The 26,361-nt window shown below is 66.4% G+C and carries 27 protein-coding genes and 1 pseudogene; 13 read left to right on the forward strand and 15 right to left on the reverse strand.

Annotation, left to right across the window (positions count from 1 at the left end):
• Window positions 1-16 precede the first annotated feature (16 nt).
• Window positions 17-979 (forward strand): RHS repeat-associated core domain-containing protein, encoded by a 963-nt coding sequence (locus ABB28_RS17725; protein ID WP_245625297.1) that lies wholly within the window; start codon window positions 17-19, stop codon window positions 977-979.
• A complete protein-coding gene (locus tag ABB28_RS05905; protein ID WP_057507753.1) occupies window positions 980-1,378 on the forward strand; it encodes a hypothetical protein in 399 nt (132 codons plus the stop codon).
• A gap of 71 nt (window positions 1,379-1,449) precedes the next feature.
• Here the strand turns inward: ABB28_RS05905 and ABB28_RS05910 are convergent, their stop codons facing one another.
• Window positions 1,450-1,836, reverse strand: a complete 387-nt coding sequence (locus tag ABB28_RS05910) for a hypothetical protein (RefSeq protein ID WP_152983407.1) — start codon at window positions 1,834-1,836, stop codon at window positions 1,450-1,452.
• A gap of 414 nt (window positions 1,837-2,250) precedes the next feature.
• Between ABB28_RS05910 and ABB28_RS05915 the strand changes: the two genes are divergently transcribed.
• On the forward strand, window positions 2,251-2,439 hold the full coding sequence (locus ABB28_RS05915) for a hypothetical protein (protein ID WP_057507755.1): 189 nt from the start codon (window positions 2,251-2,253) through the stop codon (window positions 2,437-2,439).
• Window positions 2,440-2,506: 67 nt separating this feature from the next.
• On the opposite strand, the gene ABB28_RS05920 is transcribed toward ABB28_RS05915, so the two are convergent.
• Window positions 2,507-3,163 (reverse strand): hypothetical protein, encoded by a 657-nt coding sequence (locus ABB28_RS05920; protein ID WP_152983408.1) that lies wholly within the window; start codon window positions 3,161-3,163, stop codon window positions 2,507-2,509.
• A 261-nt stretch (window positions 3,164-3,424) separates the two neighbouring features.
• On the opposite strand from ABB28_RS05920, the gene ABB28_RS05925 reads away from it, so the two are divergent.
• On the forward strand, window positions 3,425-4,717 hold the full coding sequence (locus ABB28_RS05925) for an MFS transporter (RefSeq protein WP_057507757.1): 1,293 nt from the start codon (window positions 3,425-3,427) through the stop codon (window positions 4,715-4,717).
• Here ABB28_RS05925 and ABB28_RS05930 read toward each other — a convergent pair whose 3' ends face one another.
• The 3 genes from ABB28_RS05930 to ABB28_RS05940 all read right to left on the reverse strand — a co-directional run bounded on the left by ABB28_RS05930 (window position 4,718) and on the right by ABB28_RS05940 (window position 8,065).
• Window positions 4,718-5,179, reverse strand: a complete 462-nt coding sequence (locus ABB28_RS05930; protein ID WP_057507758.1) for a bacteriohemerythrin — start codon at window positions 5,177-5,179, stop codon at window positions 4,718-4,720.
• Between the two features lie 184 nt (window positions 5,180-5,363).
• The gene (locus tag ABB28_RS05935; RefSeq protein WP_057507759.1) at window positions 5,364-6,689 is read right to left on the reverse strand and encodes a GGDEF domain-containing response regulator; all 1,326 of its coding nucleotides are present in this window, start codon (window positions 6,687-6,689) and stop codon (window positions 5,364-5,366) included.
• A 68-nt stretch (window positions 6,690-6,757) separates the two neighbouring features.
• A complete protein-coding gene (locus ABB28_RS05940) occupies window positions 6,758-8,065 on the reverse strand; it encodes an NAD(P)/FAD-dependent oxidoreductase (RefSeq protein WP_057507760.1) in 1,308 nt (435 codons plus the stop codon).
• Between the two features lie 97 nt (window positions 8,066-8,162).
• Between ABB28_RS05940 and ABB28_RS05945 the strand changes: the two genes are divergently transcribed.
• The 6 genes from ABB28_RS05945 (at window position 8,163) to ABB28_RS05970 (ending at window position 14,574) form a co-directional block, all read left to right on the forward strand.
• The gene (locus tag ABB28_RS05945; protein ID WP_057507761.1) at window positions 8,163-8,924 is read left to right on the forward strand and encodes a gamma-glutamyl-gamma-aminobutyrate hydrolase family protein; all 762 of its coding nucleotides are present in this window, start codon (window positions 8,163-8,165) and stop codon (window positions 8,922-8,924) included.
• Window positions 8,921-10,318: a glutamine synthetase family protein gene (locus tag ABB28_RS05950; protein ID WP_057507762.1), complete on the forward strand. Its 1,398-nt coding sequence runs from the start codon at window positions 8,921-8,923 to the stop codon at window positions 10,316-10,318. The genes ABB28_RS05945 and ABB28_RS05950 overlap by 4 nt, the downstream gene beginning before the upstream one ends.
• A gap of 118 nt (window positions 10,319-10,436) precedes the next feature.
• Window positions 10,437-11,549, forward strand: a complete 1,113-nt coding sequence (locus ABB28_RS05955) for a polyamine ABC transporter substrate-binding protein (protein ID WP_057507763.1) — start codon at window positions 10,437-10,439, stop codon at window positions 11,547-11,549.
• 138 nt (window positions 11,550-11,687) lie between these two features.
• Window positions 11,688-12,824 carry an ABC transporter ATP-binding protein gene (locus ABB28_RS05960; RefSeq protein ID WP_057507764.1) on the forward strand — a complete coding sequence of 379 codons (1,137 nt, stop codon included), beginning with the start codon at window positions 11,688-11,690 and terminating at the stop codon, window positions 12,822-12,824.
• Window positions 12,821-13,732, forward strand: a complete 912-nt coding sequence (locus ABB28_RS05965) for an ABC transporter permease subunit (protein WP_057507765.1) — start codon at window positions 12,821-12,823, stop codon at window positions 13,730-13,732. Before ABB28_RS05960 ends, ABB28_RS05965 begins: the two co-directional genes overlap by 4 nt.
• Window positions 13,729-14,574: an ABC transporter permease subunit gene (locus ABB28_RS05970; RefSeq protein ID WP_057507766.1), complete on the forward strand. Its 846-nt coding sequence runs from the start codon at window positions 13,729-13,731 to the stop codon at window positions 14,572-14,574. The genes ABB28_RS05965 and ABB28_RS05970 overlap by 4 nt, the downstream gene beginning before the upstream one ends.
• 48 nt (window positions 14,575-14,622) lie before the next feature.
• Here the strand turns inward: ABB28_RS05970 and ABB28_RS05975 are convergent, their stop codons facing one another.
• The gene (locus ABB28_RS05975; RefSeq protein ID WP_057507767.1) at window positions 14,623-15,033 is read right to left on the reverse strand and encodes a MoaF-related domain-containing protein; all 411 of its coding nucleotides are present in this window, start codon (window positions 15,031-15,033) and stop codon (window positions 14,623-14,625) included.
• A 265-nt stretch (window positions 15,034-15,298) separates the two neighbouring features.
• On the opposite strand from ABB28_RS05975, the gene ABB28_RS05980 reads away from it, so the two are divergent.
• Window positions 15,299-16,663, forward strand: a complete 1,365-nt coding sequence (locus tag ABB28_RS05980; RefSeq protein WP_057507768.1) for an NAD-dependent succinate-semialdehyde dehydrogenase — start codon at window positions 15,299-15,301, stop codon at window positions 16,661-16,663.
• 69 nt (window positions 16,664-16,732) lie between these two features.
• Here ABB28_RS05980 and ABB28_RS05985 read toward each other — a convergent pair whose 3' ends face one another.
• The 9 genes from ABB28_RS05985 to ABB28_RS06025 form a co-directional block, all read right to left on the reverse strand.
• On the reverse strand, window positions 16,733-17,749 hold the full coding sequence (locus ABB28_RS05985; RefSeq protein ID WP_057507769.1) for a magnesium and cobalt transport protein CorA: 1,017 nt from the start codon (window positions 17,747-17,749) through the stop codon (window positions 16,733-16,735).
• 15 nt (window positions 17,750-17,764) lie between these two features.
• Window positions 17,765-18,988 carry a lipoprotein N-acyltransferase Lnb domain-containing protein gene (locus tag ABB28_RS05990; protein WP_057507770.1) on the reverse strand — a complete coding sequence of 408 codons (1,224 nt, stop codon included), beginning with the start codon at window positions 18,986-18,988 and terminating at the stop codon, window positions 17,765-17,767.
• A gap of 32 nt (window positions 18,989-19,020) precedes the next feature.
• Window positions 19,021-19,902, reverse strand: a complete 882-nt coding sequence (locus ABB28_RS05995) for a CorC family transporter (protein ID WP_057507771.1) — start codon at window positions 19,900-19,902, stop codon at window positions 19,021-19,023.
• Window positions 19,903-20,012: 110 nt separating this feature from the next.
• On the reverse strand, window positions 20,013-20,564 hold the full coding sequence (locus ABB28_RS06000; RefSeq protein ID WP_057507772.1) for a hypothetical protein: 552 nt from the start codon (window positions 20,562-20,564) through the stop codon (window positions 20,013-20,015).
• A gap of 90 nt (window positions 20,565-20,654) precedes the next feature.
• On the reverse strand, window positions 20,655-20,849 hold the full coding sequence (locus ABB28_RS06005; protein WP_057507773.1) for a hypothetical protein: 195 nt from the start codon (window positions 20,847-20,849) through the stop codon (window positions 20,655-20,657).
• Window positions 20,850-20,928: 79 nt separating this feature from the next.
• Window positions 20,929-21,414, reverse strand: coding sequence for an rRNA maturation RNase YbeY (ybeY, locus tag ABB28_RS06010; RefSeq protein ID WP_057507774.1), 486 nt, complete (start codon window positions 21,412-21,414; stop codon window positions 20,929-20,931).
• Window positions 21,411-22,397 (reverse strand): PhoH family protein, encoded by a 987-nt coding sequence (locus ABB28_RS06015; RefSeq protein ID WP_057507775.1) that lies wholly within the window; start codon window positions 22,395-22,397, stop codon window positions 21,411-21,413. Before ABB28_RS06015 ends, ybeY begins: the two co-directional genes overlap by 4 nt.
• A 228-nt stretch (window positions 22,398-22,625) precedes the next feature.
• Window positions 22,626-24,047, reverse strand: coding sequence for a tRNA (N6-isopentenyl adenosine(37)-C2)-methylthiotransferase MiaB (gene miaB / locus ABB28_RS06020; protein WP_057507776.1), 1,422 nt, complete (start codon window positions 24,045-24,047; stop codon window positions 22,626-22,628).
• 251 nt (window positions 24,048-24,298) lie between these two features.
• Window positions 24,299-24,919, reverse strand: coding sequence for a glutathione S-transferase family protein (locus ABB28_RS06025; protein ID WP_057507777.1), 621 nt, complete (start codon window positions 24,917-24,919; stop codon window positions 24,299-24,301).
• A gap of 76 nt (window positions 24,920-24,995) precedes the next feature.
• On the opposite strand from ABB28_RS06025, the gene ABB28_RS06030 reads away from it, so the two are divergent.
• Window positions 24,996-25,970, forward strand: coding sequence for a helix-turn-helix transcriptional regulator (locus ABB28_RS06030; protein ID WP_057507778.1), 975 nt, complete (start codon window positions 24,996-24,998; stop codon window positions 25,968-25,970).
• Between the two features lie 47 nt (window positions 25,971-26,017).
• A pseudogene (locus ABB28_RS18235) lies at window positions 26,018-26,361 on the forward strand (lytic transglycosylase domain-containing protein); the annotation flags it as partial.

A 26,361-nucleotide genomic window follows, 5' to 3' on the forward strand; every position in this document is an offset into this window, starting at 1 on the left:
CATTGGAGCGATGATGATGACGAAGCTGCTCAAGGCGTTCGGACTGCTGGCTATCACCGCAGCCGTGGCGAGTCTGGCGCCTGCCCAGGCGCAGACAACGGTGCGCTACCTGCACACCGATGCGCTGGGCACGGTGGTGGCGAAGACCGATGCCAATGGGAACGTGGTCGAGCGGACTACGTTCGAGCCGTATGGGGCTGTGGTGGGCGGTGCCGTGGCTGACGGCCCGGGGTATACGGGGCATGTGAGTGATGCGGCTACCGGGCTGAGTTATATGCAGCAGCGGTACTATGATCCGGAGGTGGGACTGTTCTTGTCTGTTGATCCGGTGACGGCTTACAGCGAACCGGTTATCCAGTTTAATCAGTACCGCTACGCCAACGGAAATCCTTACCGGTTCATAGATTTGGATGGGCGAGAGTCGGGTGCGGCCTTTAGGGTTGTAAATGACGCGACGAATGGGGGGGCGGTTGTTCCACCACCGCGAAACCCGAATGACAAACTTGGCCCGGCTATCGGTGTCGCACTAACTTTGGCATTGGCGGTCCCGGTAGTGGCAGAGGCAGGGATGGCGGCGCTCGCAAACCCTAACGCTGTAGCTGCCATTGGAGGAACTGCCGCCGACGCCGCAGGTGTGACGGGAATCGCCGGCGCTGCCGGTGGGTCGGTCGCTGCCGGACGTGCTATTTCGGTTGAAGCAAAAGCTGCCTTGGTTTCTGCGCGTGCGGGTAGCAATAGTGTCACCGTGAGGACCAGCGGCGGTCATTCGCGCTACGATCTGCAAGGAAGGTCGCACTTCTCAAAGGAGAATCAGTCTGGCACTCCCACCCCTCATGTGCAGTCGTACCAAAACCATGTCATTCCAGTGGGGCCAAGAGCAGGTGAAGTTGGTAGTGTTACGCAGGCTGGAGGCGTGAGGGCTGCAACGATGCAGGATCTGCGAACTGTCGAAAAGGCACTGGATAAGAGAGGTAAGTAGATGATCAAAAACTTCTCGATTCTGTCGACGGTAGAAGTATCGTGCGATGGGCAGATTTATGACCTTCATAGCGATTATGAAGCTACCAAAGTTGAGCATGATCTTCTTGATAACGCGCTTGTAATTTCATGGCGCGCAACGCGCGAGGGACTGCCGCAAACATTGTCGATGACGTTCGAGAAGCTGGAGACGTTGGTTCTGCGCGGGACGGATGTTGAAATGCCCCGAAGTGAGGATGGGCATCTATCGTTTATAGGGTACTCAAGCCCTGAGGATGAGGGAATGGATAGCTTTCTCTTGGAGGAGATGGCCGGTCAGGACGCTCGCATTATTCTAAACTTCGAGGGAGGCCTTGCCATAAAGGTCTGTGCGGAGGCGGCCTTCCTGCTGGTCGATTAAGGTGGTTGTCCGGTTGAACGAGGTTGCGTGGAAGCAGCGTGTAAGGCCTTCAATGACGAGGAATCGCCATTTCAGGCTTCGCGGATCAGCTCGCGCGCCGCGATGATCAGCCCTTCAACCAGCTCCTCGTTCATCACCACCACGTCGTTTCCGCTGGTGTGGCTGACATGCACCGCATGCAGGATGTCCAGGATGACGATCACGCACTGCTGCCTGCTGTAGACGGGGAAACTGCCCGTTTCAGGCTGCGGGGTGGTGTGTGCTTTGGCGGCGGCCGGCGGAGGGTCGGCAAGCGGTGGCACCAGCCGCAGGCGGGGCGTGTCCTGGAACACGGGATGCGGCACGCCATTGGCGCGCAGGATCCGTTCCAGCTTGTCGATGAAGTGCGGCGGCAGATCATGCATGGCATCGCCCAGCAGGGAGTACAGGCGCATACCGCTTAGGGTGTGATCGGACATGGGGCAACCTCGTAGCCGGATGGGCCCCCTGCGTCAGGGCGCAGGGTGGCGGGCGGTGCGGGTTGGCATACCGGTGCAGTCATCCAAAAACCGGCGGATAAACAGAATCCCCACACACCGCCCGCCGTATGACCGGCAAGGCAGTGCATTCTCCGCCGGGCCCGTGAGGGCAACAACAGAGTGTTTGGATAACTGCTATCAGGATGCCAATCCCGGCTGGCGCTTCTACGTCGCCAGCATCGTCATCGTGCGTAACGCGACCCGGCTAGGTACATGGGCAAAGCTGCAAAATGCGTCCGCCACGACAAACTGAGCTATGCTCGATGAAGACGCTTACGCAGGGGTGCGTGTCGTAATGCGAGCCGACATGATGCTGGACGAATCCGTAAACGTACTATCGGTCGGTGCTTGGGAATGAAGACGATCAATAGCCTGTTTGGCGTGATTTTCATTGTTTACGGTCTGTGGTTGATCATGGACGTCCGTGGGCGACCGGGGCTCCTCAGGGGGATCGATTTGTCCATTGATCCGGTGGGATTCGGCGCTCTCTTCTTCCTGCTCGGCGTATGGATCGTGATGAACGACACGGAGAAGGGCGCTTGACCAGGCTGCATGACGTGCCGTCGGCCCCGCAGCGCATCGCAGCCGTCACCACGTCATGCAGCGCACCTCACCGGCAGCTCGCGCTTACCTGATGTATCGCATCGCGCAGTGCCTGACGATTCCGCTCGTCCACTGCATCCTGGAAGTACTGCAGGTCCTGCTTGCCCAGCTCGCAGGGGTCATCTGTATAGCCGGGCGGCCACAGTCCGAGGAACTGCGCCACCCCGGCGATGATCTGTTGCGGGCTCATCTGCGGACGCATGCGGAAGTAGCGCGGACGCTCCTGGAAGGCCGCATGCACGGGGCGGCGTCCAATCAGTTTCGGGGCGAGGGTGGCGGCGTCGATGCCGTCGCCGCCGCTGACCGCATCGCCGCGCAAGCGAAGGTCCAGTGGCGCGTTTGCCACCGGGTCGGCAATGTCCACTACCACGGTTGCATCCGGTGCGTTAACCAACGGCTGCAGCGGGCTGACCACGCGGCGGCTGCGTTGCGCCGGCGCAACGTCAGGCCTTTTGGGTAGCACGAAAGGCTGCGCTACAGGCGGTGGCGGCGGCAACCAGCGCACGCTGGTGCGATGGCCATCGCTGCGCGCCAGGGTGGTGCGGGTGGTGGTCAGCAGCCACCAGCCGATCAAGGCGTGCACGGCGATCACCAGCGCCCAGGCGATGACGTGCGAGGCGGCTGCCGTGGGGAGTGATCGGCGAGGTAGGGCCAGGGTCGACATCGGCAGTGCATCCATGCGGTTACCTGGGGAGTGAGAGTAGGGGGAAGGGAGAAAAGTTTCGTTGGGTGGTTCAGGGGCGGCCGCTTCGCTCGCCGAGCATGGCTTGGCGCTACCAGGGCCGGGCGTGGCTGCGCGCTACCAGGGCCGGGCAGGAGGGCGCGCGCAGGAGGATGGCGCGGCGGTGTCGGCTGAAACCAATCTGCCCCCCATCGGGAGGGGCGTGGCAGAATCCGGAACGCTCTCTGCTTGTTGATCCTGCCCATGTCGTCCACTGCTGCACCCGCCTCGATCCCGCCCACGCCGGCCAATTCGCCGCAGCGCGTGCTGCTGGCCAGCCTGATCGGCACCACCATCGAGTTCTTCGACTTCTACATCTACGCCACCGCGGCGGTGCTGGTGTTCCCGCACCTGTTCTTCCCGGAAAGCAGTGACAAGGCGGCCATGCTGCAGTCATTGGCGACCTTCGCGGTGGCGTTCATTGCGCGGCCGGTGGGATCGGCGGTGTTCGGGCACTTCGGCGACCGCATCGGGCGCAAGGCCACGCTGGTGGCGGCGCTGCTGACGATGGGCCTGTCCACGGTGTTGATCGGCCTGCTGCCCACGCATGCGCAGATCGGCCTGTGGGCGCCGGCACTGCTGGCGCTGTGCCGTTTCGGGCAGGGGCTGGGGCTGGGCGGGGAATGGGGCGGTGCCGTGCTGCTGGCCACTGAGAACGCACCGCCTGGCAAGCGTGCGTGGTACGGCATGTTCCCGCAGCTGGGCGCGCCGCTGGGCTTCCTGCTGTCGGCCGGTATCTTCCTGATCCTTGGCCGCCTGCTCAGCGCCGATGACTTCCTGCAGTGGGGCTGGCGCATTCCGTTCGTGGCCAGTGCGCTGCTGGTCGGCCTCGGTCTGTGGGTGCGCCTGAACATCCATGAGACGCCGGCCTTCCAGAAGGCGCTGGATGCGCATGCGCGGGTCAAGCTGCCGATGCTGACGGTGCTGCGCGACCACGCCATGCCGATGCTGCTGGGCACGCTGGGCGCCTTCGCCACCTTCGTGCTGTTCTACCTGATGACCGTGTTCGCGCTCGGCCATGGCACGGCGGTGCTGGGCTACAGCCGTGAGCAGTTCCTGCTGCTGCAGATGGTCGGCATCCTGTTCTTCGCTGCCGGTATTCCCATTTCGGCGCGCTACGGCGATCGCTGGGGCACGCGTCGCACGATGATCATCGCCAGTGGCCTGATCGTGGTGTTCGGCGTGCTGCTGGCGCCGATGTTCCAGGCCGGCAGCCCGTGGATGGTGCTGGCGTTCCTGTCGCTGGGACTGTTCCTGATGGGCCTCACCTACGGCCCGTGCGGCACCTTCCTGGCGGAGATCTACCCGGTGGAAGTGCGCTACACCGGCGCGTCGTTGTCGTTCAACCTGGCCGGCATCCTCGGCGCGGCACCGGCCCCGTACCTGGCGACATGGCTGGCCGAACGTTTCGGTCTGGTGGCGGTCGGTTATTACCTGTGCATCGCCGCGCTGGTGACCATCTGCGCGTTGCTGGCGTTGCAGCGCCGGGTGCGCTGATCAGCCGAAGAAGCGCTTCAGCGTGCGTCCCAGCCAACTGCCGCCCTGGTGTTCGCGGGTGAACTGGTTGAGGTGCTGCTTGACCGTTTCGGCGTAGGCTTGGTCATCGCCGCGGATATGGTTGAACAGCCAGCGCGAGAGCATGGTGCGCAGTTCGTCGGTCACGTCCTCGCCGGCCTGGAAGCGCAGGCGGTAGTCGGACACGCGCTTGCCGAAGATTTCGTGCACGCGCTTGTGCGCGGCGCAGAACGGGTAGCCGGCTTCTTCCATGAGCTCTTCTTCGAAGGCGAAGTGGGACATGGTGTAGTCCACCAGTTCGTCGATCACCTCGGCCACGGCCAGCCGCTGCAGGCCCTGCTGGGCGACGTGCAGGTGGTTGAGCATCTCCACGATCCGCCTGTGCTGGTTGTCGATGACATCGATGCCGATGTTGAGATCGTCCTGCCAGACCAGCAAGGCCATCTGCGTGCTCCCTGTATGCGATGGGAGCGAGTCTGGGCGGGCGTGCCGATTGCGACACTGATCTGGATCAAAGCGGGTAAGCACGTGACCGGTAGCGCCGAGCCATGCTCGGCGGAATGTTGCAGGCATCGTGGTCGGCGCAGAAAGGCCGCCGAGCATGGCTCGGCGCTACCGAAAGCCTGCCTCAGGCGGCGGTGGCGGCCGGTGCGGCGCCGCAGACGCGGTTGCGGCCGCCGGCCTTGGCCAGGTAAAGCTGGCGGTCGGCTTCGGTGATCAGCTCATGCAGGCTGTCGTGGTTGGGGCGGATGCAGCACAGGCCGATGCTGACGGTCATGCGCAGCACGCTGTCGCCGATCGGCACCTGCAGCTGGGCCACGCTCTGGCGCAGGGTTTCGAAGTAGTCCGCTGCCTCGTCCGGTGCCAGCCCCGGCACCATCAGGCAGAACTCTTCGCCCCCGAAACGGGCGACCAGGTCGCCGCTGCGCGCATGTGCGGCCACGGTATCGGCGCAGGCGCGCAGCGCGTCGTCGCCGCCATCGTGGCCGAAGGTATCGTTGATGTGCTTGAAGTGGTCGATGTCCACCATCGCCACGGTGATCCAGTCATCCTGCTGCTGCACGCCATGCAGCTGGCGCTGGCTCTGTTCCAGGAAGCAGCGGCGGTTGGGCAGGCCGGTCAGGAAATCGCGGGTGGCCAGGTCCTGCAGGGTGCCGATCAGCTCCAGCTGGTCCACGTTCTGCGAAACGCGGCAGAAGAATTCTTCGCGCGAAAAGGGCTTGCGCAGGAAGTCGTTGGCGCCGTTCTTCAGGAAGCGCGGGATCAGCGAGGCATCGGTATTGCCGGACAACCCGATCACCGCCACCTTGTCGCGCGAACGCTGCATGCGCAGCCGGCGGGTGAACTCCACGCCCTGCATGCCGGGCATTTCCTGGTCCACCACGGCCAGCCGGATGGACGGGTGCGCCTCGATCGCCGCCAGTCCCTTTTCGCCGTCGGCTGCTTCGTAGACCGGGTGGCCGTACATGCGCAGCAGGGCTGCTGCATAGGCACGCGCGGACGGGGAGTCATCCACCACCAGCGCGGCGATGCGCCGGTTGCGGTCCAGCCGCTGCACCAGCCACACCAGGTAATCCACGCTGCCGGGGGTGTTCTTCAGCACGTAATCGATGACTTTCTGTTCCAGCACGCGCCGGCGCACGTCTTCGTCATACACCCCGCTGACCACCACCGTCGGCAGGCCGCGGGACACGAAGTAGTCCACCACCGCTTCGCGGTCACCATCGGCCAGCACCAGCCCGGTCAGCACCAGGAACCAGCCCTGTTCCTGTTCCAGCAGGCGGCCGGCTTCGGCCAGGGTCGAAGCCACTGTCACCTTCAGTTCCAGGCGCTGTTCGATGGCTTCGCGCACCAAGGTGGTGAAGGTTCGCGAATTTTCCACCAGCAGGATGCGCTGGGGCAGGGGGTCAACACCGGGGTCGCTTACGAAAGCGCCCTGCAGCAAGGCGGGCATGAGGCGTGCGCTCGGAACGGGCTGGGTCTTCAAGGCTATCGGCCGCTCCTCTGAAAACTTGAACTGCGTCACCAAATTAGATTGCGCATCTTTACAAATGCCATCGTGGCGACCAGCAACGGCGTGCGCAGCAGGCGTCCGCCCGGGAAGGGGCGATGCGGCAGGCGCTCGAATACGTCCAGCCGTGCGGCCTGGCCGGCGATGGCTTCGGCAATGACCTGGCCGGCCAGGTTGGCCGCGGCGACCCCATGGCCGGAGAACCCCTGCGCGAAGTAGATGTCCGGGGTCAGCCGGCCCCAGTGCGGCGCGCGGCTGGGGGTGATGTCCACGTAACCGCCCCACAGGTACTCCAGTGGTACGCCCTGCAGCTGCGGGAACACCTGCCACAGGCGCCGCTGCATCACGCTGTCCAGGCCGGCCGGCGGGCGCGAGGAATAGCTGGCGCCGCCGCCGAACAGCACGCGGTGGTCGTGGCTGAGCCGGAAGTAGTCCAGCACCAGCCCGGTATCGGACACGGCCATGTCGTTGCGGATCAGCGCCCGCGCGCGTGCCTCACCCAGCACCGGGGTGGCGCCCACGTAGGTGCCGACGGGCATCACGTGGCGCTCCAGTTCCGGGGCGATGCCTTCCAGCCAGGCATTGCCGGCCAGCAGTACGTGGGCGGCGTGCACGGTACCGGTGGCGGTGCGCAGGGCAGGGTGCGGCGTGCGCTGCAGTTCCAGCACCGGCGTGTGTTCGTGGATCACCGCGCCGGCGGCGATCGCCGCATCGGCAAGGCCCTGCGCGTAGGCCAGCGGATGCAGGTGGCCGCTCAGCGGGTCGAACATCGCGCCCTGGTAGCGCGGGCTGTCCAGCTGTGCGCGCAGGGTGGCACGGTCCCACCACTGCATGGGGTAGTCGTAACGGGTGGTCAGCCGCTCCATGTCGCGCTGCAGCGCCTGCGACTGGCGCGTGGTGATCGGTACGTTGGCGTGCCCGGGCACCCAGTGGCAGTCGATCCGGTACTGGTCGATGCGATCGCGCAGCAGCTGCACGCCCTGGCGCGAATAGTCGAACAGGGTGCGTGCGTCTTCAACGCCGACCTGCTTTTCCAGCACGTCCACTTCGCAGCCGTAGCCGACCAGGGCCTGGCCGCCATTGCGCCCGGACGCTCCCCAGCCGACCCGGCAGGCGTCCAGCACCACCACGCGCAGGCCACGGCGGGCCAGTTCCAGTGCGGCCGAAAGCCCGGTGTAGCCGGCGCCCAGGATCGCCACGTCCACCTGCACATCGCCATCCAGCGGCGGCTGGGCAACGCGTGGCGCGACGCTGGCGGCATACCAGCTGGGCGGCAGGGCAGGGTCTTCGCGCAGGGGGTGCGTGGGGTCCATGGGCATAGTCTGGCGCAGATGCCACGGTGATGGTGTGACTGGCGGTAAGGTTGCTGCGGTCATCTGCCGGGGTTACCGTGTGGGCAGCGCCGAGGACCTTCGCATGCGCCTTCCGCCCCTCGTGGGATTGCCGACCGACAGCAGCTTGCAGGGCCACCACCGTTTCGCGATGGCCGGGGAGAAGTACGTGCGCGCGCTGGTGGATGCAGCCGCGGTCACGCCGGTGCTGCTGCCCTCGCTGCAGCCGCCGCTGCCTGCGGGCGACTGGTTGTCACGCGTGCACGGATTGCTGCTGACCGGCGCGGTGAGCAACATCGAACCGCAGCATTACGCCGGCGGTCGTACCTGGCCGGGCAACCTGCATGATCCTGCGCGCGACGGCGCCGCGTTTTCGCTGCTGGTACATGCTTTGGCCGCCGACCTGCCGGTGCTGGCGATCTGCCGTGGTTTCCAGGAACTCAACGTCGCCCTGGGCGGCACGCTGCATCCGCAGGTACACAGGGTGGAGGGACGGCATGACCACCGCGAAGACCCGGCGGCCTCGGTCGAGGTGCAGTACGGTCCGGCGCACAGCATCGCGCTGGTCGCCGGCGGTTGGCTGGCGCAGTGGCACGGTGCGCGTTCGGCGGTGGTCAATTCGGTACACGGGCAGGGCATCGACAGCTTGGCCGATGCGCTGCTGCCCGAAGCGCACGCCGACGATGGCCTGGTCGAGGCGGCACGCAGCCGCAGGCATTCCTTCGTGCTGGGCGTGCAGTGGCATCCGGAGTGGCGCGTCACCCACAATCCCTTCTATCACGCTGTGTTCCACGCATTCGGCCAAGCTTGCCGGCAGCGACAACGACGTCAACAGGATTCCGCATGAGTACCGACAGCCGCACGCGCAGGATGCCAACGGAGGAAGATGCGCAGGAAAGCAGCCTGCTGCGCTGGCTGAAGGACCGCCGCATCACCGAAGTGGAGTGCCTGGTGCCGGACATCACCGGCATCGCGCGCGGCAAGATCATCCCGGCGGACAAGTTCTCCCATGATTACGGCACGCGCCTGCCGGAGGGCATCTTCGCCACCACCGTCACCGGTGACTATCCGGATGATTACTACGAACTGACCTCGCCCTCGGATTCGGACATGGTGCTGCGCCCGGACCCGGAAACCGTGCGCATGGTGCCGTGGGCGACCGATCCGACCGCGCAGATCATCCACGACTGCTATACCAAGAGCGGCCAGCCACACGAACTGGCGCCGCGCAACGTGCTGCGCCGCGTACTGGATGCCTACACCGAACTGGGCCTTCGCCCGGTGGTGGCACCGGAGCTGGAGTTCTTCCTGGTGCAGAAAAATACCGATCCGGACTTCCCGCTGCTGCCGCCTGCTGGGCGCTCTGGCCGCCCGGAGACCGCGCGGCAGAGCTATTCCATCGATGCGGTGAACGAGTTCGATCCGATCCTCGACCTGATGTACGACTACGCCGATGCGATGAAGCTGGACGTGGACACGCTGATCCACGAATCCGGCGCGGCACAGCTGGAAGTCAACTTCACCCACGCCGGTGCGATGAACCTGGCCGACCAGGTGTTCCTGTTCAAGCGCACCATGCGCGAGGCGGCGATGCGCCACGGGGTGTACGCCACCTTCCTGGCCAAGCCGATGGAAAACGAGCCGGGCAGCGCCATGCACATCCACCAGAGCCTGCTGCGGATCAGCGACGGGGCCAACGTGTTTGCCGGCGATGGCGATGGGGAAGGGGAGTTCAGCCCGGTGTTCGGGCATTACCTGGGCGGGCTGCAGAAGTTCGCCCCGCAGGCGATGGCGTTCTTCGCGCCCAACGTGAACTCCTACCGCCGGCTGGTGTTTGGCGAGGTGTCGCCGAGCAACGTGCACTGGGGCTTCGACAACCGCACCTGCGGCCTGCGCGTGCCGATGGACACCCCGGACAACATGCGGGTGGAAAGCCGCTTTGCCGGCTCCGATGCCAACCCGTACCTGGCGATGGCCGCCACCCTGGCCTGCGGGCTGCTGGGCCTGCGCGGCCAGCTGGCCCCGGATGCGCCGGTCAGCGGCAGCGCCAAGGAACTGGGGTACGACCTGCCGCGATCGCTGGGCGAGGCGCTGGACGGCCTGGAGCAGTGCGCCGAACTGCAGGCGCTGCTCGGCGAACGCTTTTGCAGGGCCTACATTTCAGTCAAGCGCAAGGAGTACGAGACCTTCTTCCGGGTCATCAGTTCATGGGAACGCGAGTTCCTGCTGTTGAATGTCTAGACATGGGACACAGCCCGCCGAGCATGGCCCGGCGCTACCAGTTCCGGCGCTGCGGCGTTAGGCTGGCACCCGTCTGCAGGCCGCAATCGGCCCCCACCCCGCTATGGAGCCCCCTCCCATGAAGCTGCGCACCCTCACGCTCGGTCTTTCCGCCGCCCTGCTTGCCGCCTGTGGCGGCGGTGGCAACGGCGCCGCGCAGGACGGCAAGGTCCTGAATGTCTACAACTACAGCGATTACATCGCCGAAGACACCATCCCGAACTTCGAAAAGCAGAGCGGGATCAAGGTCACCTACGATGTGTTCGACAGTGACGAGATGGTGGAAACCAAGCTGCTGGCCGGCAACAGCGGCTACGACGTGGTGGTGCCGACGCTGAACTTCTTCGGCCGGCAGATCCAGGCCGGCGTGTTCCTGCCGCTGGACAAGGCGAAGATCCCCAACCTGGCCAAGCTGGACCCGAAGGTGATGGAGCGCATCGCCACCCAGGACCCGGGCAACAAGTACGGCGTGCCGTACATGATCGGCACCACCGGTATCGGCTACAACGTGGACATGCTGAAGGAACGCTTCGGCGGCAGCGCCGACATCGCCAACAGCTGGGACCTGGTGTTCAAGCCGGAAAACATCGCCAAGATGAAGGACTGCGGCGTGACCCTGCTGGACACCCCGGCCGACATGATTCCGGTGGCGATGCATTACCTGGGTCTGGACCCGCACAGCAACAACCCGGCCGACATCCAGAAGGCCGCCGAGCTGCTGAAGTCGATCCGCCCGTACGTGCAGAACTTCCACTCCTCGCAGTACGTGGGCTCGCTGGCCAACGGCGGTACCTGCCTGGTGGTGGGCTGGTCGGGCGACATCATCCAGGCGCGTGACCGCGCCGAAGAAGCGGCTAACGGCGTGCACGTGGCCTATTCGATCCCGCGCGAAGGCGCGCCGCAGTGGTTCGACATGCTGGCCATCCCGAAGGATGCCAAGAACCCGGAAGCGGCCTATCAGTTCATCAATTACCTGCTGGAACCGAAGGTCGCCGCGGCCAACACCAACTTCATCCATTACGGCAACCCGGTGAGCGAGGCGACGCCGCTGGTGGACGAGGCGATCCGTAACGACCCGACCATCTACCCGCCGGCGGACGTGGCCGAGAAGATGTTCACCTATTCGATCAACACCCCGGAAACCGACAAGCTGTACACCCGCTTGTGGACGGAAATCAAAACCGGCCGTTGACCGCTGCGGCCCGCCGCCCACGTCCGTGCCGCAACGCGGGGACGTCCCCGCTGCAGGCCGCCAACTGCCGTCATGTCGCCTCGGCACGGGCATGGCTAGAATGGCGCCGCTGTCCACCATCCGCTCCCGGAGCCCCCCATGCCCGCTGAAGCCCTGCCGGAAGCCGCCGTCATCGATACCCACGGCGAGCCCGGCTACCTGTCCATCCGCGACCTGCGCAAGGAATTCGACGGTTTCGTCGCGGTCGACGACGTCAACCTGGACGTGCGCAAGGGCGAGATCTTCGCCCTGCTGGGTGGCTCGGGCAGCGGCAAATCCACGCTGCTGCGTTGCCTAGGCGGGTTCGAAACGCCCACCAGGGGCAGCATCGTGCTCGACGGCCAGCCGCTGGTGGCGCTGCCGCCGTACAAGCGTCCGGTCAACATGATGTTCCAGTCGTATGCGCTGTTCCCGCACATGAGCGTGGAGCAGAACATCGCCTTCGGCCTGAAGCAGGATGGGCTGGCGGGGGACGCAATCCGCCGCCGGGTGGGCGAGATGCTGGAGCTGGTGCACATGACCTCGCTGGCCAAGCGCCGGCCGCACCAGCTGTCCGGTGGCCAGCAGCAGCGCGTGGCGCTGGCCCGTTCGCTGGCCAAGGGGCCCAAGCTGCTGCTGCTGGACGAGCCGATGGGCGCGCTGGACAAGAAGCTGCGCTCGCAGATGCAGCTGGAGCTGGTCAACATCATCGAAACTTCCGGGGTGACCTGCGTGATGGTCACCCATGACCAGGAAGAGGCGATGACCATGGCCACCCGCATCGCGGTGATGGACGCCGGCTGGATCCAGCAGGTGGGCAAGCCGGATGAGGTCTACGAGCAGCCGGCCAACCGCTTCGTCGCCGGCTTCATCGGCTCGGTGAATTCGTTCGAAGGGGTGATCGACGAGGACCTGCCGGAGTACGTCACCGTGCGCTCGCCGGCATTCCCCGCGCCGATCTACATCGGCCACGGCATCACCTGCTACGAGGGCCAGCCGGTCGCCTTCGCGGTGCGCCCGGAGAAGATCATCATCGGCAAGGACGAGCCGGAAGGGCACACCAACAAGGCCCAGGGCGTGATCGAGGACATCGCCTACTTCGGCAGCCATTCGGTTTACCACGTGCGCCTGCCGAGCGGGGCCAAGGTGATGGCCAACTTCGCCAATTCCCAGCGCTGGGCCAGCGATGGCCTGACCTGGGGCGATGAGGTCTGGGTGCACTGGCGCGACAACGACGGCGTGGTGCTGACCTCATGAGCGCGGCCGTGCGCAAGCGCTGGATGCCCGGACTGCGCGACGCGGTGGTCGGCGTGCCGTACCTGTGGCTGCTGCTGTTCTTCGCGGTGCCGTTCGTGATCATCCTGATGATCTCCTTCGCGCACACCCAGGTGGGCTCGCCGCCGTACACGTGGCTGCTGCAGTACGTCGATGGCGCACTGGCGCTGAAGTTGAACCTGGAAAACTACCTGCAGCTGGTGCGTGACCAGCAGTACGTGCTGGCCTACGTCAGCTCGTTCAAGATCGCCGCCATTTCCACCGTGCTGACCCTGCTGATCGGCTACCCGATGGCCTATGCGATCGCGCGGATGAAGCCGTCCACGCGCAACATCATGATGATGCTGGTGGTGCTGCCGTCCTGGACGTCCTTCCTGATCCGCGTGTATGCCTGGATCGGCATCCTGGACCGCAATGGCCTGCTCAACCAGCTGCTGCTGAAGATCGGCCTGATCGACCAGCCGCTGCAGATCCTGTACACCCCGACCGCGGCCTACATCGGCATCGTGTACTGCTACCTGCCGTTCATGGTGCTGCCGTTGTATGCCAACCTGGTCAAGCATGACCAGCGCCTGCTGGAAGCCGCCTACGACCTGGGCGCCAAGCCGTGGGAGGCCTTCCTGCGCATTACCCTGCCGCTGTCCAGGGCCGGCATCATCGCCGGCTGCATGCTGGTGATGATCCCGGCGGTGGGCGAATTCGTGATTCCCGAAATGCTGGGCGGGCCGGACACGCTGATGATCGGCCGCGTGCTGTGGGGTGAGTTCTTCAACAACCGCAACTGGCCGGTGGCCTCGGCGGTGGCGGTGGTGATGCTGTTGCTGCTGCTGGTGCCGATCTTCCTGTTCAACCGTTCGCAGCAGCGCGTGCTGGAAGGAAAGCAGGCATGAGCACGATGCGCGGTTACCGCTGGATGGGCTGGGGCGCGCTGGCGCTGGGGTTTGCCTTCCTGTACCTGCCGATCCTGCTGCTGATGGTGTTCTCCTTCAACAGCTCGCGGCTGGCCACGGTGTGGGCCGGTTTTTCCACCCGCTGGTATGGCGAACTCTTCAACGACCGCGCCCTGATGGATGCGCTGTGGACGAGCCTGAAGGTGGCGTTCTGGACGGCGTGTGCGGCCACCGTGCTGGGCACGATGGCGGCCATGGTGATGACCCGCTTCCGGCACTTCCGCGGCAAGTCCGCGTTCAGTGCGCTGATCACCGCGCCGCTGGTGATGCCGGACGTGATCCTGGGCTTTTCGCTGATGACCCTGCTGGTGTCGATGGGCGGCATTCCCGGCTTCCCGGCGCGCGGCGCGGCCACGATCTGGATCGCCCATGTGACCTTCACCCTGTCCTTCGTAACGGTGGTGCTGTCATCGCGGCTGCAGGAACTGGACATCTCGCTGGAAGAGGCAGCGATGGACCTTGGTGCGAGCCGGTTGACCGTGTTCCTGAAGATCACCCTGCCGATCATTGCCCCGGCCCTGCTGGCCGGCTGGCTGCTGGCCTTCACCCTGTCGCTGGACGACGTGGTGATCGCCAGCTTCGTGGCCGGGCCCAGTTCCACCACTTTGCCGATGAAGGTGTTCGCCTCGGTCCGCATGGGCATCAGTCCGAAGATCAACGCGCTGGCCACGCTGATGGTTTCGGCGGTGGCGGTGGCGGCGGTGATCGGCTGGTATGTGACCGCGCGCGGTGAGAAACGGCGCCAGCGCGACCTGCTGCTGGCGCGCCAGGACAATGGCTGATGACCGGCGCTGGCGTGCCGCCAGCTGCCGCTTGTCCGGGTTGATCGATCAGCGCGGCCCCTTGTCGCGCAGTGTTCCGCTCAGGTGGGTGAACTCCAGTCCTTCGCCGGTGATATTGGTATGGACCCGGCGCCCGTACCAGTCCTGGACCTGCACCACGGTCGCCCGGTGGACCGGCTCGGTCCAATAGAGCAGGTACTGGTCCGGCGCCGTGGCGATGGCGGTGTACTCCACGGTTTCGGTTTCGCCCAGCTCGGGACCGCGGATGCCGACATAGGTCATGGTGCGGCCATCCTTTTCGAACCGCAGCTCGAAGACATTCTCACCGAAATCCACCTCCACGACCCTGCCGATGCCGGCGTATGGCCGGTCCGGCTGGGTCTGCGGCGTGGGACTGGCCAGCGCGGCGGCGGCGGTCAGCGCCAGCAGTGTGCTGACGATGATGATCTTTTTGAACATGGCGTCTCCTCGTGGGCCTGTTTGAAAGGTGTGGATGGCGCTGACCGGACCGTTCGCGCACAAGAAGTTTCACCGCCTGTGACTGGCGCCGTAAGAGGGAAGTGGGTCGCGGATTGACGGCTACCGTTGATTCGCACGGCTCACCCCTGGCCGGCAGACGGGCGCGACATCCGGTCGCACCGTGGGGCGCCAAGGCAGCCGATCCGGCAACATCCGGCTCACGGTGGGCGGCGCAGAATGGAGGCCTGACTTACAGGAGCCCTCCATGACCGTCGAGATCGTCAACCCCACCACCGGCCGCGTCGACTACCGCCATGAGCTGCTGGACAAGGCCGGGATCGAACAGCGCCTGCAGGCTGCCGCCGGCGCCTTCCCGGCGTGGTCGGCCACGTCGCTGCAGGAACGCGCTGCGGTGCTGCGCGCCATTGGTGCCCAGTTGCGTGAGCGCAAGGACGACATCCAGGGTGCGATGACCCGCGAAATGGGCAAGCTGAAGGTCGAAGCGCTGGCCGAAGTGGAAAAGTGTGCGGCCGCCTGCGAGTACTACGCCGACCATGCTGCCGATTACCTGAAGCCGCAGTTGATCGATACCGAGGCACAGCGCAGCTATGTGCGCTATGAGCCGATCGGCTGCGTGTTCGCGGTGATGCCGTGGAATTTCCCGATCTGGCAGGTATTCCGCTTCCTCGCCCCGGCCTTCATGGCCGGCAACGTGGCCCTGCTGAAGCACGCCAGCAACGTGCCGCAGTGTGCGGACCTGATCAACGAAGTGGTGCGTGCCGGTGGCCTGCCCGACGGCGTGTTCGACGTGCTGCATATCGACAACGACCAGGCCGCCGACGTCCTGCGCGATCGTCGGGTGAAAGCGGTGACCTTGACCGGCAGCGAGCGGGCAGGGCGCTCCATCGCCGCCAACGCGGGCGACCAGTTGAAGAAGTGCGTGATGGAACTGGGCGGCAGCGATGCCTTCGTCGTGCTGGATGACGCAGACCTGGACAAGGCGATCGACGCGGCGGTGAAGTCCCGCTTCGACAACAGCGGACAGACCTGCATTGCGGCCAAGCGGTTCATCGTGGTCGAGGCCGTGGCCGATGCCTTCACCGAACGCTTCGTTGCCGCCGCCGGCGAGCGTCGGTATGGCGATCCTGCCGACGCGCGCACCACGCTGGCGCCGATGGCGCGTGCCGACCTGCGCGACGAACTGCACAAGCAGGTCCAGGCCAGCGTTGCCAAGGGCGCGCGGGTGCTGGCCGGTGGTGAGCCGGTGGACGGCAGCCATGCCGGGTATCCGGCGACGGTGCTCGACCAGGTCGGCCCGGGCATGCCGGCCTACGACGAAGAACTGTTCGGGCCGGTGGCGGCGGTGATCCGGGTCAAGGACGAGGCCGAAGCGCTGAAGGTGGCCAACGATACCCGCTTCGGCCTGGGTGGCAGTGTGTGGACCACCGATGCCGCGCGTGGCGAAGCGTTCGCGCAGCAGATGGAGTGCGGCGCGGCCTTCGTCAATTCCATCGTCAAAAGCGACGTGCGGCTGCCGTTCGGCGGCAGCAAGGAATCCGGCTTCGGTCGCGAACTGGCCGAGCATGGCATTCATGAGTTCATGAACATCAAGACGATCTACGTCGCCTGATCCGCACCCATGGCGCCGAGCGATGCTCGGCGTCGGTGGCAGCGCCGCGCAGCGCCCGGCGCTGCCGCGTTACAGCCAGCGCACGCGCTTGAACAGCCGGTACAACCCGACGCAGATCGCGCCGACGCCGATGATCATCGCCGGATAGGCCCACGGCTGGTCCAGTTCGGGCATGTGGGTGAAGTTCATCCCGTACCAGCTGGTTATCAGCGTCGGCGCCGCCAGCAGCGCGGCCCAGGCGCCCAGTCGCTTGACCGTCTCACCTTGGGCCAGCGTGACCAGCGACAGGTTGACGCTGAGTGCGGTGCCCAGCATCTCGCGCAGCGTATCGATGACATCGCTGATCCGGACGGCATGGTCGTGCACGTCGCGGATGTACAGCTTGACCTCATCGGGCACCAGTCCGGACTCGGACGGATAGCGCCTGAGGGCCGACAGCACGTCCTGCAGCGGTGCCACCGCCATGCGCATCTTGTTGAGCTCGCGCTTGAGTTCATACAGCCGCACCACGGTGCTGCGCTTGTAGTTCTCGGCGAAGATGTCCTTTTCCAGCAGCTCCAGCGTGTCGCGGAAGCGGTTGGTGATCGGCAGGTAGTTGTCCACGACGAAGTCCAGCACCGCGTACAGGCAGTACGAAGGACCCATCTTCAACAGGTGCGGCTCACGCTCCACGCGTGCACGCACCGGCGCGTAGGACAGCGACGCGCCGTGCCGCACGGTGACCAGGAAACGCGGACCGACGAAGGCGTGCGTTTCGCCGTACTGGATGCGCTCGTCGACCATCTGCGCGGTGGTGACCACCACGAACATCGAGTTGCCGTAGGTTTCCACCTTCGGCCGCTGGTGCGCGTTGCGCGCGTCTTCGATGGCCAGGTCATGCAGGCAGAATTCTTCCTGCAGTTTCAGCAGCACCGAATCGGCCGGATCGTACAGGCCGACCCAGACGAAGCCGTTGCCGCTGGCGATGACGTCGCTGATGGCATCCAGGCTGATGTCGTGGCGCTTGCCATCGTCATCGTAGTGGACGCAGTTGATCACGCACGCAGGGTTATGCGCAGCGGGGGCGGTGGTATCGGGCAGGGTCATGCCACGTATCCTGCGTCAGTGTGCGTGAAGCGCCAATCGCGGCAGGCGCCGGCCGAGTACCCAGGCCAGCGCGGCATGCACGGGCAGCAGCAGCACGATCCACTGGATGTTGTATTGCGCCTGCAGGCTGAGCCAGTGCAGCACCAGGCCGGCCAGGGAGAGCAGCGCTACGCTCCACAGGGTTATGCGGAACAGACGGCCGGGCGCACGACGGCGCAGCAGGCCGATCGCCCCCGGCAGCAGCAGCAGGCACAGCGGCGAGAGCTGCAGCAGGTTGCGGTTGGCCCACGCGGCGTGGTGGTCGCTGAAGCCCCACAGGAAAACCAGCAGGCCGCCGGCGATCGTGCTGAAGGTCCAGAACGGCAGGGCCAGTGCGGCCAGCAGGCGCGGCCGGCGGCGCAGCGCGATCACGCCGGCGCCCAGCCCCAGGCCCAGTACCAGCCAGGGCCACCACGCACGGGCGTGTTCGGCCGGTTCGGGGTCGATGCGATGGGCCAGCAGGTGTTGTTCGGACTGCACAAGCGGACGTCCTTCGCTGTTGCGCACCTGGCGCAGCGCGTCGGCCAGCCGCATCGGTACGAACGCTTCCTGCCAGCGGGACAGCGGCTGGTCGGCGAACGGGCCCAGGCCGAGGTCGAAACCGAGCCACATCCAGGGCGCCGGTGACGCCAGCCGCACCGATTCGCTGCGGAACGTATTGCCGCGCGAACGGCCGGACAGCTGCGCATGCAGGCCGCCGCCCAGCGCCTTGTCCAGGGTGTCGCGCACCATCGTGGCGCAGTTGGCGGTGTAGTAGTCGTAGCGGTAGCGCGCGTTCTCCGGCTTGGCACGTTCGGCCAGGTCGGCGGCCAGTGCACGTGCCTGCGCCGGGTCCAGGTCGAGCCACTGCACGCTGGCACCGCGGCCGGCTTGGTCGTAGTAGCCCAGGTCCTGTTCCAGCGGCAGCGCGACCAGGTAATACATCATCTCGCCGCGCACGAAGCGGCTGACGAAATCAGGCTCGCCCGGGTCGAAATAACCGAAGTTGTACGAGGTGGCGGCGCCGGTGAGCGGGTCCACCACCACGATCGCATCGTGGCCGAAGCGTTCGAAGAAGATGGTGCCCGGTTGCATGGTGACCACGCCGATGCGCGGTACCGGGGCCTGGGTCGCTGCGGCGGCGACCGGGCCTGTGGGCGGCTGCTGCGCCAGCGCCTGCAGGGGCAGTCCCAGCAGGCAGGCCAGCATCAGCACCACCATCGCGCAGCTCAGCCGCGTTGCCCTGCGCAGGTTCAAGCGTTTTCCTGCTCGTCCGCCGGCAGCACGGTCACGTGGAAGGCCTGCACGCGGCGGGCGTCGGCACGGGCAACGCGGAACATGAAGCGGTCCAGCGCCAGCTCGTCGCCGATTTCCGGCAGGTGGCCGATGGCTTCGGTGACCAGTCCGCCGATGGTGTCGTAGTCATCATCGGGGAAGGTGGCGCCGAAGCGTTCGTTGAAATCGCCGATGGCGGTCAGCGCATCCACCACGTACTGGCCGTCGGCCTGGATGGCGATGCCGGCGGCCGGATCCTCGGCTTCGTCGTGCTCGTCGTCGATCTCGCCGACGATCTGTTCCAGCACGTCTTCGATGGTCACCAGGCCGGCGACGCCGCCGTACTCGTCGACCACGATCGCCATGTGGTTGCGCGACAGGCGGAATTCCTTCAGCAGCACGTTCAGGCGCTTGGCTTCGGGGATCAGCACCGCCGGCCGCAGCAGCTCGCGGATGTTGCCCGGCCCGTTGTCAGCGACCACGCCGCGCAGCAGGTCCTTGGCCAGCAGCACGCCGAGGATGTCATCCTTGTTGTCGCCGTGCACCGGGAAGCGCGAATGGCCGGACTCGACCACCTGCCGCATCAGCTCCAGGAACGGCGCCTCCACCGGCAGCGACACCATCTGCGAACGCGAAATCATGACATCGCCCACGGTCAGGTCGGCGACCGAAATGGCACCTTCCATCATGCGCAGGGTGTCGGCCGCAATCAGGCCGTCTTCGTGTGCTGTGTGCAGCACCGCAACCAGCTGGTCGCGCGTATGCGGTTCACCGGAAAACGCAGCACCAAGGCGTTCAAGCCAGCTGCGTTTCTTCTCACTGTGCTCCTGTGCGGAGCTTGTACTGTCGTCTTCAGACATCTCGGGAAAAAAGGCACCCGGCAGGCCGGGCGATGGACGCAGTCTAGCAGGATGGCGGGGCGTGCAACGCGTCACCCCCCGGTGCTGCGGGCCGGCACCGAGCTGCGTGTTCAGCCCTCGCTGGCGGCTGCGGCGGGCGTGCCTTCCTCTTCCGCCGGCAGGTCAAGACTGTAGGAGCAGCCGGCCAGGGTCTGCCCGGGATGGCTGCGGACGGTGGACACGCTCAGGATGATCGATTCGATCATCGGCTCACCGGTCTTCGGGTCGGTGGTGTCGCGGCTGACCACCTCACGCCCGGCCATGAACTTGCCGTCGGCGTCGTAGGCGGTCTCCAGCTTCAGTCCCGCAGCCAGCGGCCGGGGATCGGCCAGGTCCAGCACCGCCATGACGCTGGCGCCGGCCAGCGCGATGTGGTCGGTGGGGTGGCCGAACGCGGTGGTCGGGTTGGCCAGGCGGAACTCGGTCATGAAGGGGTTCTGCTGCGCCAGCGGCTGCAGGCCCAGGGCCACTGCCTTCAGCGGATCGGCCGCGGCGGCGCTGAGTGCAGCATGCTCGGCGATCCCCTGGCGGCACTCGACCAGCGCAGGAATGTCCACCCCATTGGCGGCGGCCGGCAAGGCAGGCAACAGGGTCAGCAGGGCGATGCAGGCGGGCAGTTTCATGGCAATCAACAGGCGGGCGCAGGACATGCCCGATGATAACGGCCCCACGCCGGTGACGACCAATCGTGGCGAAGGCGGAGCGCGGTTGGCTCAGCCCAGGCTCTGCAGGGTGCGGGCCCACCAGCGCCACGCCGGCCCGGCTGCCAGTACCACCCCGACGGTACCCAGTGCCGTCAGTGCCATGCCGCTGTTGGGCGACAGCGGCAGCCAGCCTCCCCCCAGCGCGCAGGCCGCGCCGAGGATGAGCAGCAGCGGGGCGACGGCGGTGGGACGTTGTTCCAGCATCACAGCCTTCCTGGCATGGAGTCGAGGCGGGATTGAAGCACGAACGCCATCCCTCCAGGAAGCGCCGTGAACTACAGATTCAGCGCTCGCCGGCGTAGGGATCGGAGATGCCGAGCTCGGCGAGAATCTCGCGCTCCAGCTGTTCCATCGCGTCGGCTTCCTTGTCGTCCTCGTGGTCCCAGCCAAGCAGGTGCAGCACCCCGTGCACGGTGAGGTGCGCGTAGTGGGCGGTGAGTGCCTTGGCCTGTTCGTCGGCTTCGCGCGCCACCACCGGCGCGCAGATGATCAGGTCACCCAGCAGCGGGAACTTCACGCCCTTCGGCAGGCCTTCGGGCAGTTCGGCCGGGAAGCTGAGCACGTTGGTGGCGTAGTCCTTGCCGCGGTAGTGGCGGTTGAGGGATTGACCTTCCTTGGCATCGACCAGGCGGATGGCAAGATCCGCCTCGCGGATGCGGCCTTTCAGCGCCGCCGCCACCCATTTGCGGAAACTCACCGCCGAAGGCAGTCCGGCGCGGGGCAGGGCGTAGCTGACGGCGACATCAAGGCGGACGGGACCCTTGGTCATGGGGTGGCTCCAGGCTGGATTTCGTGCAGGTCGTGACGGTCGTAGGCGGTGACGATGCGGGCCACCAGCGGATGGCGCACGACATCGCGCGCTTCCAGGAAGGTGAAGCTCACCCCTTCGACATCACGCAGCACGTCGATGGCATCGCGCAGGCCGGATTTCACATGCTTGGGCAGGTCGGTCTGGGTCAGGTCGCCGGTGACCACGGCGGTGGAGCCATAGCCCAGCCGGGTCAGGAACATCTTCATCTGTTCGATGGTGGTGTTCTGTGCCTCGTCCAGGATCACGAACGCGTCGTTGAGCGTGCGCCCGCGCATATAGGCCAGCGGCGCGATCTCGATCACGTTCTTTTCCAGCAGCTTGACCACTTTTTCCACGCCCAGCATTTCATACAGCGCGTCATACAGCGGGCGCAGGTACGGGTCGACCTTCTGGGTCAGGTCGCCGGGCAGGAAGCCGAGCTTTTCGCCGGCTTCCACGGCCGGGCGCACCAGGATCAGCCGCTGCACGCGCGATTCGTTCAGTGCTTCCACCGCGCTGGCCACGGCCAGGAAGGTCTTGCCGGTGCCGGCCGGGCCGATGCCGAAATTGATGTCATGCGCGGCGATCTGGTGCAGGTAGCGGGCCTGGTTGGCGCCACGTCCGCGCACCGTGCCGCGCTTGACCTTGATCGCCACGTCCTGCGCCTCGTAGGCGCGTTCGGCGATGTGCTCCACGTTGGCCTGGTTCAGCCGCAGGTGGATGGCCTGGCTGTCGAAGGTGACTTCGGCGGCCTCTTCGTACAGCGCCTCGACCAGTTTCTGGGCTTCGGCGGCGGCTTCGGCCGGTCCGCTGATGCGGAACACATGCGCGCGGTTGGCGATCTCCACGCCCAGTTTCAGTTCGATCTGGCGCAGGTGGCCATCGAAGGGGCCGCTCAGGTTGGCAAGCCGCTCGGTGTCTTCCGGGGCCAGGGTGAAATCGCGATAGGCAGGTGCGGTCATTGCGTCAGGCGGCACCGACCGGAACGACCGTGCCGCAGGGCTTGGAATGGGACAACAGGGTAGCGCTGTCATGCCGGGACTGCCACCGCATCGCGCGTGCGCCGCGCTTTCCACAGGAACTGTGGGCGGGCGTGGGAAGAAGGTGTGGATAAGCCGCACCAGGCCCCTGCGCGCAAGGGCTGCGGTACGCTGGTCAATTCATCGCCAGCGCCCGCGTGCCGTCACCGCTCAGGCGCGCTCCACCACCCGTCCGCGCAGCGAGTTGGCGTACGCCTCGGTGATCAGTACATCGACGAACTGCCCGACCAGCCGCGGCGGTGCGGCGAAGTTGACCGTGCGCATGTTCTCGGTCTTGCCGCTCAGCTCGTTGGGGTCCTTGCGCGAGGGACCTTCCACCAGCACCGACTGCACCGTGCCGACCATGCGCTCGGAGATCCCGCTGGCGTGCTGGTTGATGCGTGCCTGCAGGCGCGACAGCCGGGCGTGTTTTTCCGCATCGCTGATCGTGTCTTCCAGGTCCGCCGCCGGGGTGCCGGGACGACGCGAATAGATGAAGGAGAAGCTCTGGTCGAAGCCGATGTCTTCGATCAGCTTCATGGTCTTCTCGAAATCGGCATCGGTCTCGCCGGGGAAGCCGACGATGAAGTCCGAACTGATCGAAATATCCGGGCGCACCGCGCGCAGCTTGCGGATCTTCGACTTGAACTCCAGTGCGGTGTAGCCGCGCTTCATCGCCGACAGCACGCGGTCGCTGCCCGCCTGCACCGGCAGGTGCAGGAAGTTGGCCAGCTGCGGTACGTCGCGGAAGGCGTCCACCAGCGAATCGCTGAACTCCAGCGGATGCGAGGTGGTGAAGCGGATGCGCCCGACGCCGTCGATCTCCGCGATGGTGCGGATCAGCAGCCCCAGATCGGCGAACTCGCCTTCGCCATACGGGCCACGGTAGGCGTTGACGTTCTGCCCGAGCAGGTTGATCTCGCGCACGCCCTGTGCGGCCAGTTCGGCCACTTCCACCACCACGTCTTCGAACGGGCGGCTGACTTCGGTGCCGCGGGTGTAGGGCACCACGCAGAACGAGCAGTACTTGGAGCAGCCTTCCATGATCGACACGAACGCCGAGGCGCCTTCGGCGCGCGGGGCAGGCAGGTTGTCGAACTTCTCGATCTCCGGGAAGCTGATGTCGACCTGCGGGCGGTTCTGCTCGCGCCGTGCGCGGATCAGTTCCGGCAGGCGGTGCAGGGTCTGCGGACCGAACACCAGGTCCACGTAGGGCGCGCGCTTGATGATCGCTTCGCCTTCCTGCGAGGCCACGCAGCCGCCCACGCCGATGATCACGTCACGGCCGTTGTTCTTGAAGGCCTTCCAGTTGCCGAGCTGGCTGAACACCTTCTCCTGGGCTTTTTCGCGGATGGAGCAGGTGTTGACCAGGATCACGTCGGCCTCTTCGGGCCGGTCGGTCAGCTCCAGCCCGTCGCTGGCGGCAAGCACGTCGGCCATCTTGGCCGAGTCGTACTCGTTCATCTGGCAACCGTGGGTCTTGATGTACAGCTTGCCGCGCACGGTGTCGGGCTTGCGCGGACCGGCGGGCAGGGGCAGCAGGGCGGTGTCGCCCGGGCTGGCGGGCAGGAAGACGTCTGGCGTCCCGGTCATGGCGATCAATCCAGGCGGGTGGCGTGATGGCCCCCTAGTTTACCGGAGGCACGGCCCTGGTAGCGCCGACCCAGGGTCGGCGAGCGCAGCGGGCCGCGGGCGGTGGGATTCCGCCGGGCACGGCTCGGCGCTACCAAGGCAGGGCGGTAGCGCCGACCCAGGGTCGGCGAGCGCAGCGGGCGGTGGGCGGCGGGATTCCGCCGAGCACGGCTCGGCGCTACCGGTTGCCTGCGCAGCGGTCCGCAGGCGCGTCAACCCGCTGCCAACCCCGCGTCCAGCGCTTTCCCGCGCAGGACAGCCGGATGCGCGGCCATCCGGGCGATATACGCCGCCGTCGCCGGACCCGGCTGCAGCAGGCCGAAACCGCTCATCCAGCCCAACGCGCTGCCCCACAGGAAATCCGCCGCCGACAGCCGTTCGCCCAGCAGGTAATCCCCCTGCTGCAGCTGCTCTTCGACCACCCGCAGCACGGTGTCCGCGTCCACGTACGGCGACATGCCGCGCGGCGCCGGCTCGCGCTTCATCGCCTTGTCGATCATCGCCGGCTCGAAACAGGCGCCATAGAACGCCAGCCAGCGCAGGAACGGGCCACGCAACCGGTCGCCGACGGGCGGGGCCAGTCCGGCCTCCGGATAGAGCTCGGCCAGGTACTGGTAGACCGCCACCTGCTCGGTGACCAGCACCCCGTCATGCACGATCGCCGGCACCTTGCCCATCGGATTGAGTGCCAGGTAGGCCGGCGCCAGGTTGTCGCCGTCCTTCAGGCTGAGCAGTTCCAGCGCGTAGTCCGCGCCGAGGGCTTCAAGCAGGACCAGCACCCCGCTCGAACGCGACGGGGAGGCGTGATAAAGGGTGACGTGGCGGGTGGTCATGGTCGCGCTCCAGTGGAATGAGCGGCCATGGTGGCGCAGTATCGCGGACAACTTCTGACCTCGATAGCCCGCGCCCATGTCGCATACCGCCAATCGCCTGTTGCGCCTGATCGCCCTGCTGCAGGCCCGGCCGCACTGGTCCGGCGGCGAGCTTGCCGAGCGCATGCAGGTGGACCGGCGCAGCGTCCGCCGGGACATCCAGCGGCTGCGGGAACTGGGCTATCCCGTGCGCGCCTCGTCTGGCGTAGGCGGGGGCTACCGGATGGGCGCCGGCGGTCCGCTGCTGCCGTTGCTGCTGGAAGAAGAAGAGGCCACCGCCATCGCCCTGGCGCTGCGTGCAGCGGCGTCGAGCATGGCCGGGATGGAGGACACCGCACGTTCGGTGCTGACCAAGCTGGATCCGCTGGTGCCCAGCCGACGCCGCCAGCAGGCCGGCGAGATCCACGCCGCCACCGCCACCCTGGCGCAGAAACCCAGTGTCGACGGCCAACTGCTCGGCAAGCTGGCCGTGGCCTGCCGGCAGGCCGCGCCGCTGGCGTTCGATTACCTGAGCCACGGCGGCGAAGCGACCCACCGCCGGGTCGATGCCCAGCACCTGGTGAACTACGGCCGCTGCTGGTACCTGCTGGCCTGGGATCACGGTCGTGGCGACTGGCGCACGCTGCGCGTGGACCGCATCAGCGCCCTGCAGTCGCTGCCCGGGCAGGGCATGCGTCGCGCGCTGTCGGTGCCGCCGGAAGTAGCGGTGCACCAGGCGGTGAGCCAGGCGCCCTTCGTGATGAAGGCCGAGGTGCACCTCGCCGGAACGCTTGAACAGCTGGCCCCGCAGGTGCCGCCGTGGTGCGGGGTGCTGCAGGAAGGTGGGCCGGCGCACTGCATCCTTCACGTGGGCGCGGATACCCCGGCGATGCTGGCCAGCCAGATCCTGAGCCTGGGAATCCGTCCGCTCCACGTCGCCACCACGCCCCCGGCGCTGCGCGCCGAGATGGTCGCCTGCCTGGGCGGGCTGGCCGCGGTGATGGCCGATGCGGGATCTTCACGCCCGGTTTGAGGGCAACGTGCTTGGCAAGGGCCGCACAAGCTGGGACACTCGCGCCCATGAAGGGGATCTTGGGGATCGCGGCGCTCATCGTTGCTGCACTGGTTGCCGTGCCGGCCAGTGCGGGCACGCTGTACAAGTGCGTTGGCGCCGACGGCGTGCCCAGCTATGTCAGCAAGCGGGTCGCCGGGGCGCAATGCAGCGTCATCAGCTACACGCGCGACAGCCGCAGCCCTCGGCCGGCAATCGCCGCTGCCGCGCCGGTTGCCGTCGCGGCCCCGCGCGAAGCCCCCGTCGCCAGTGCAGTCCCGGTCGGCATGATGGGCGCGGCCACGGCGGTCGCCAGCACCACCGCCGCGGTGATCGGCTCACCAGCCGTCGCCCCGGCCTTGCCCCCCGCCGC

The sequence above is a fragment of the Stenotrophomonas chelatiphaga genome (genome assembly GCF_001431535.1).
GTDB classification, from domain to species: domain Bacteria; phylum Pseudomonadota; class Gammaproteobacteria; order Xanthomonadales; family Xanthomonadaceae; genus Stenotrophomonas; species Stenotrophomonas chelatiphaga.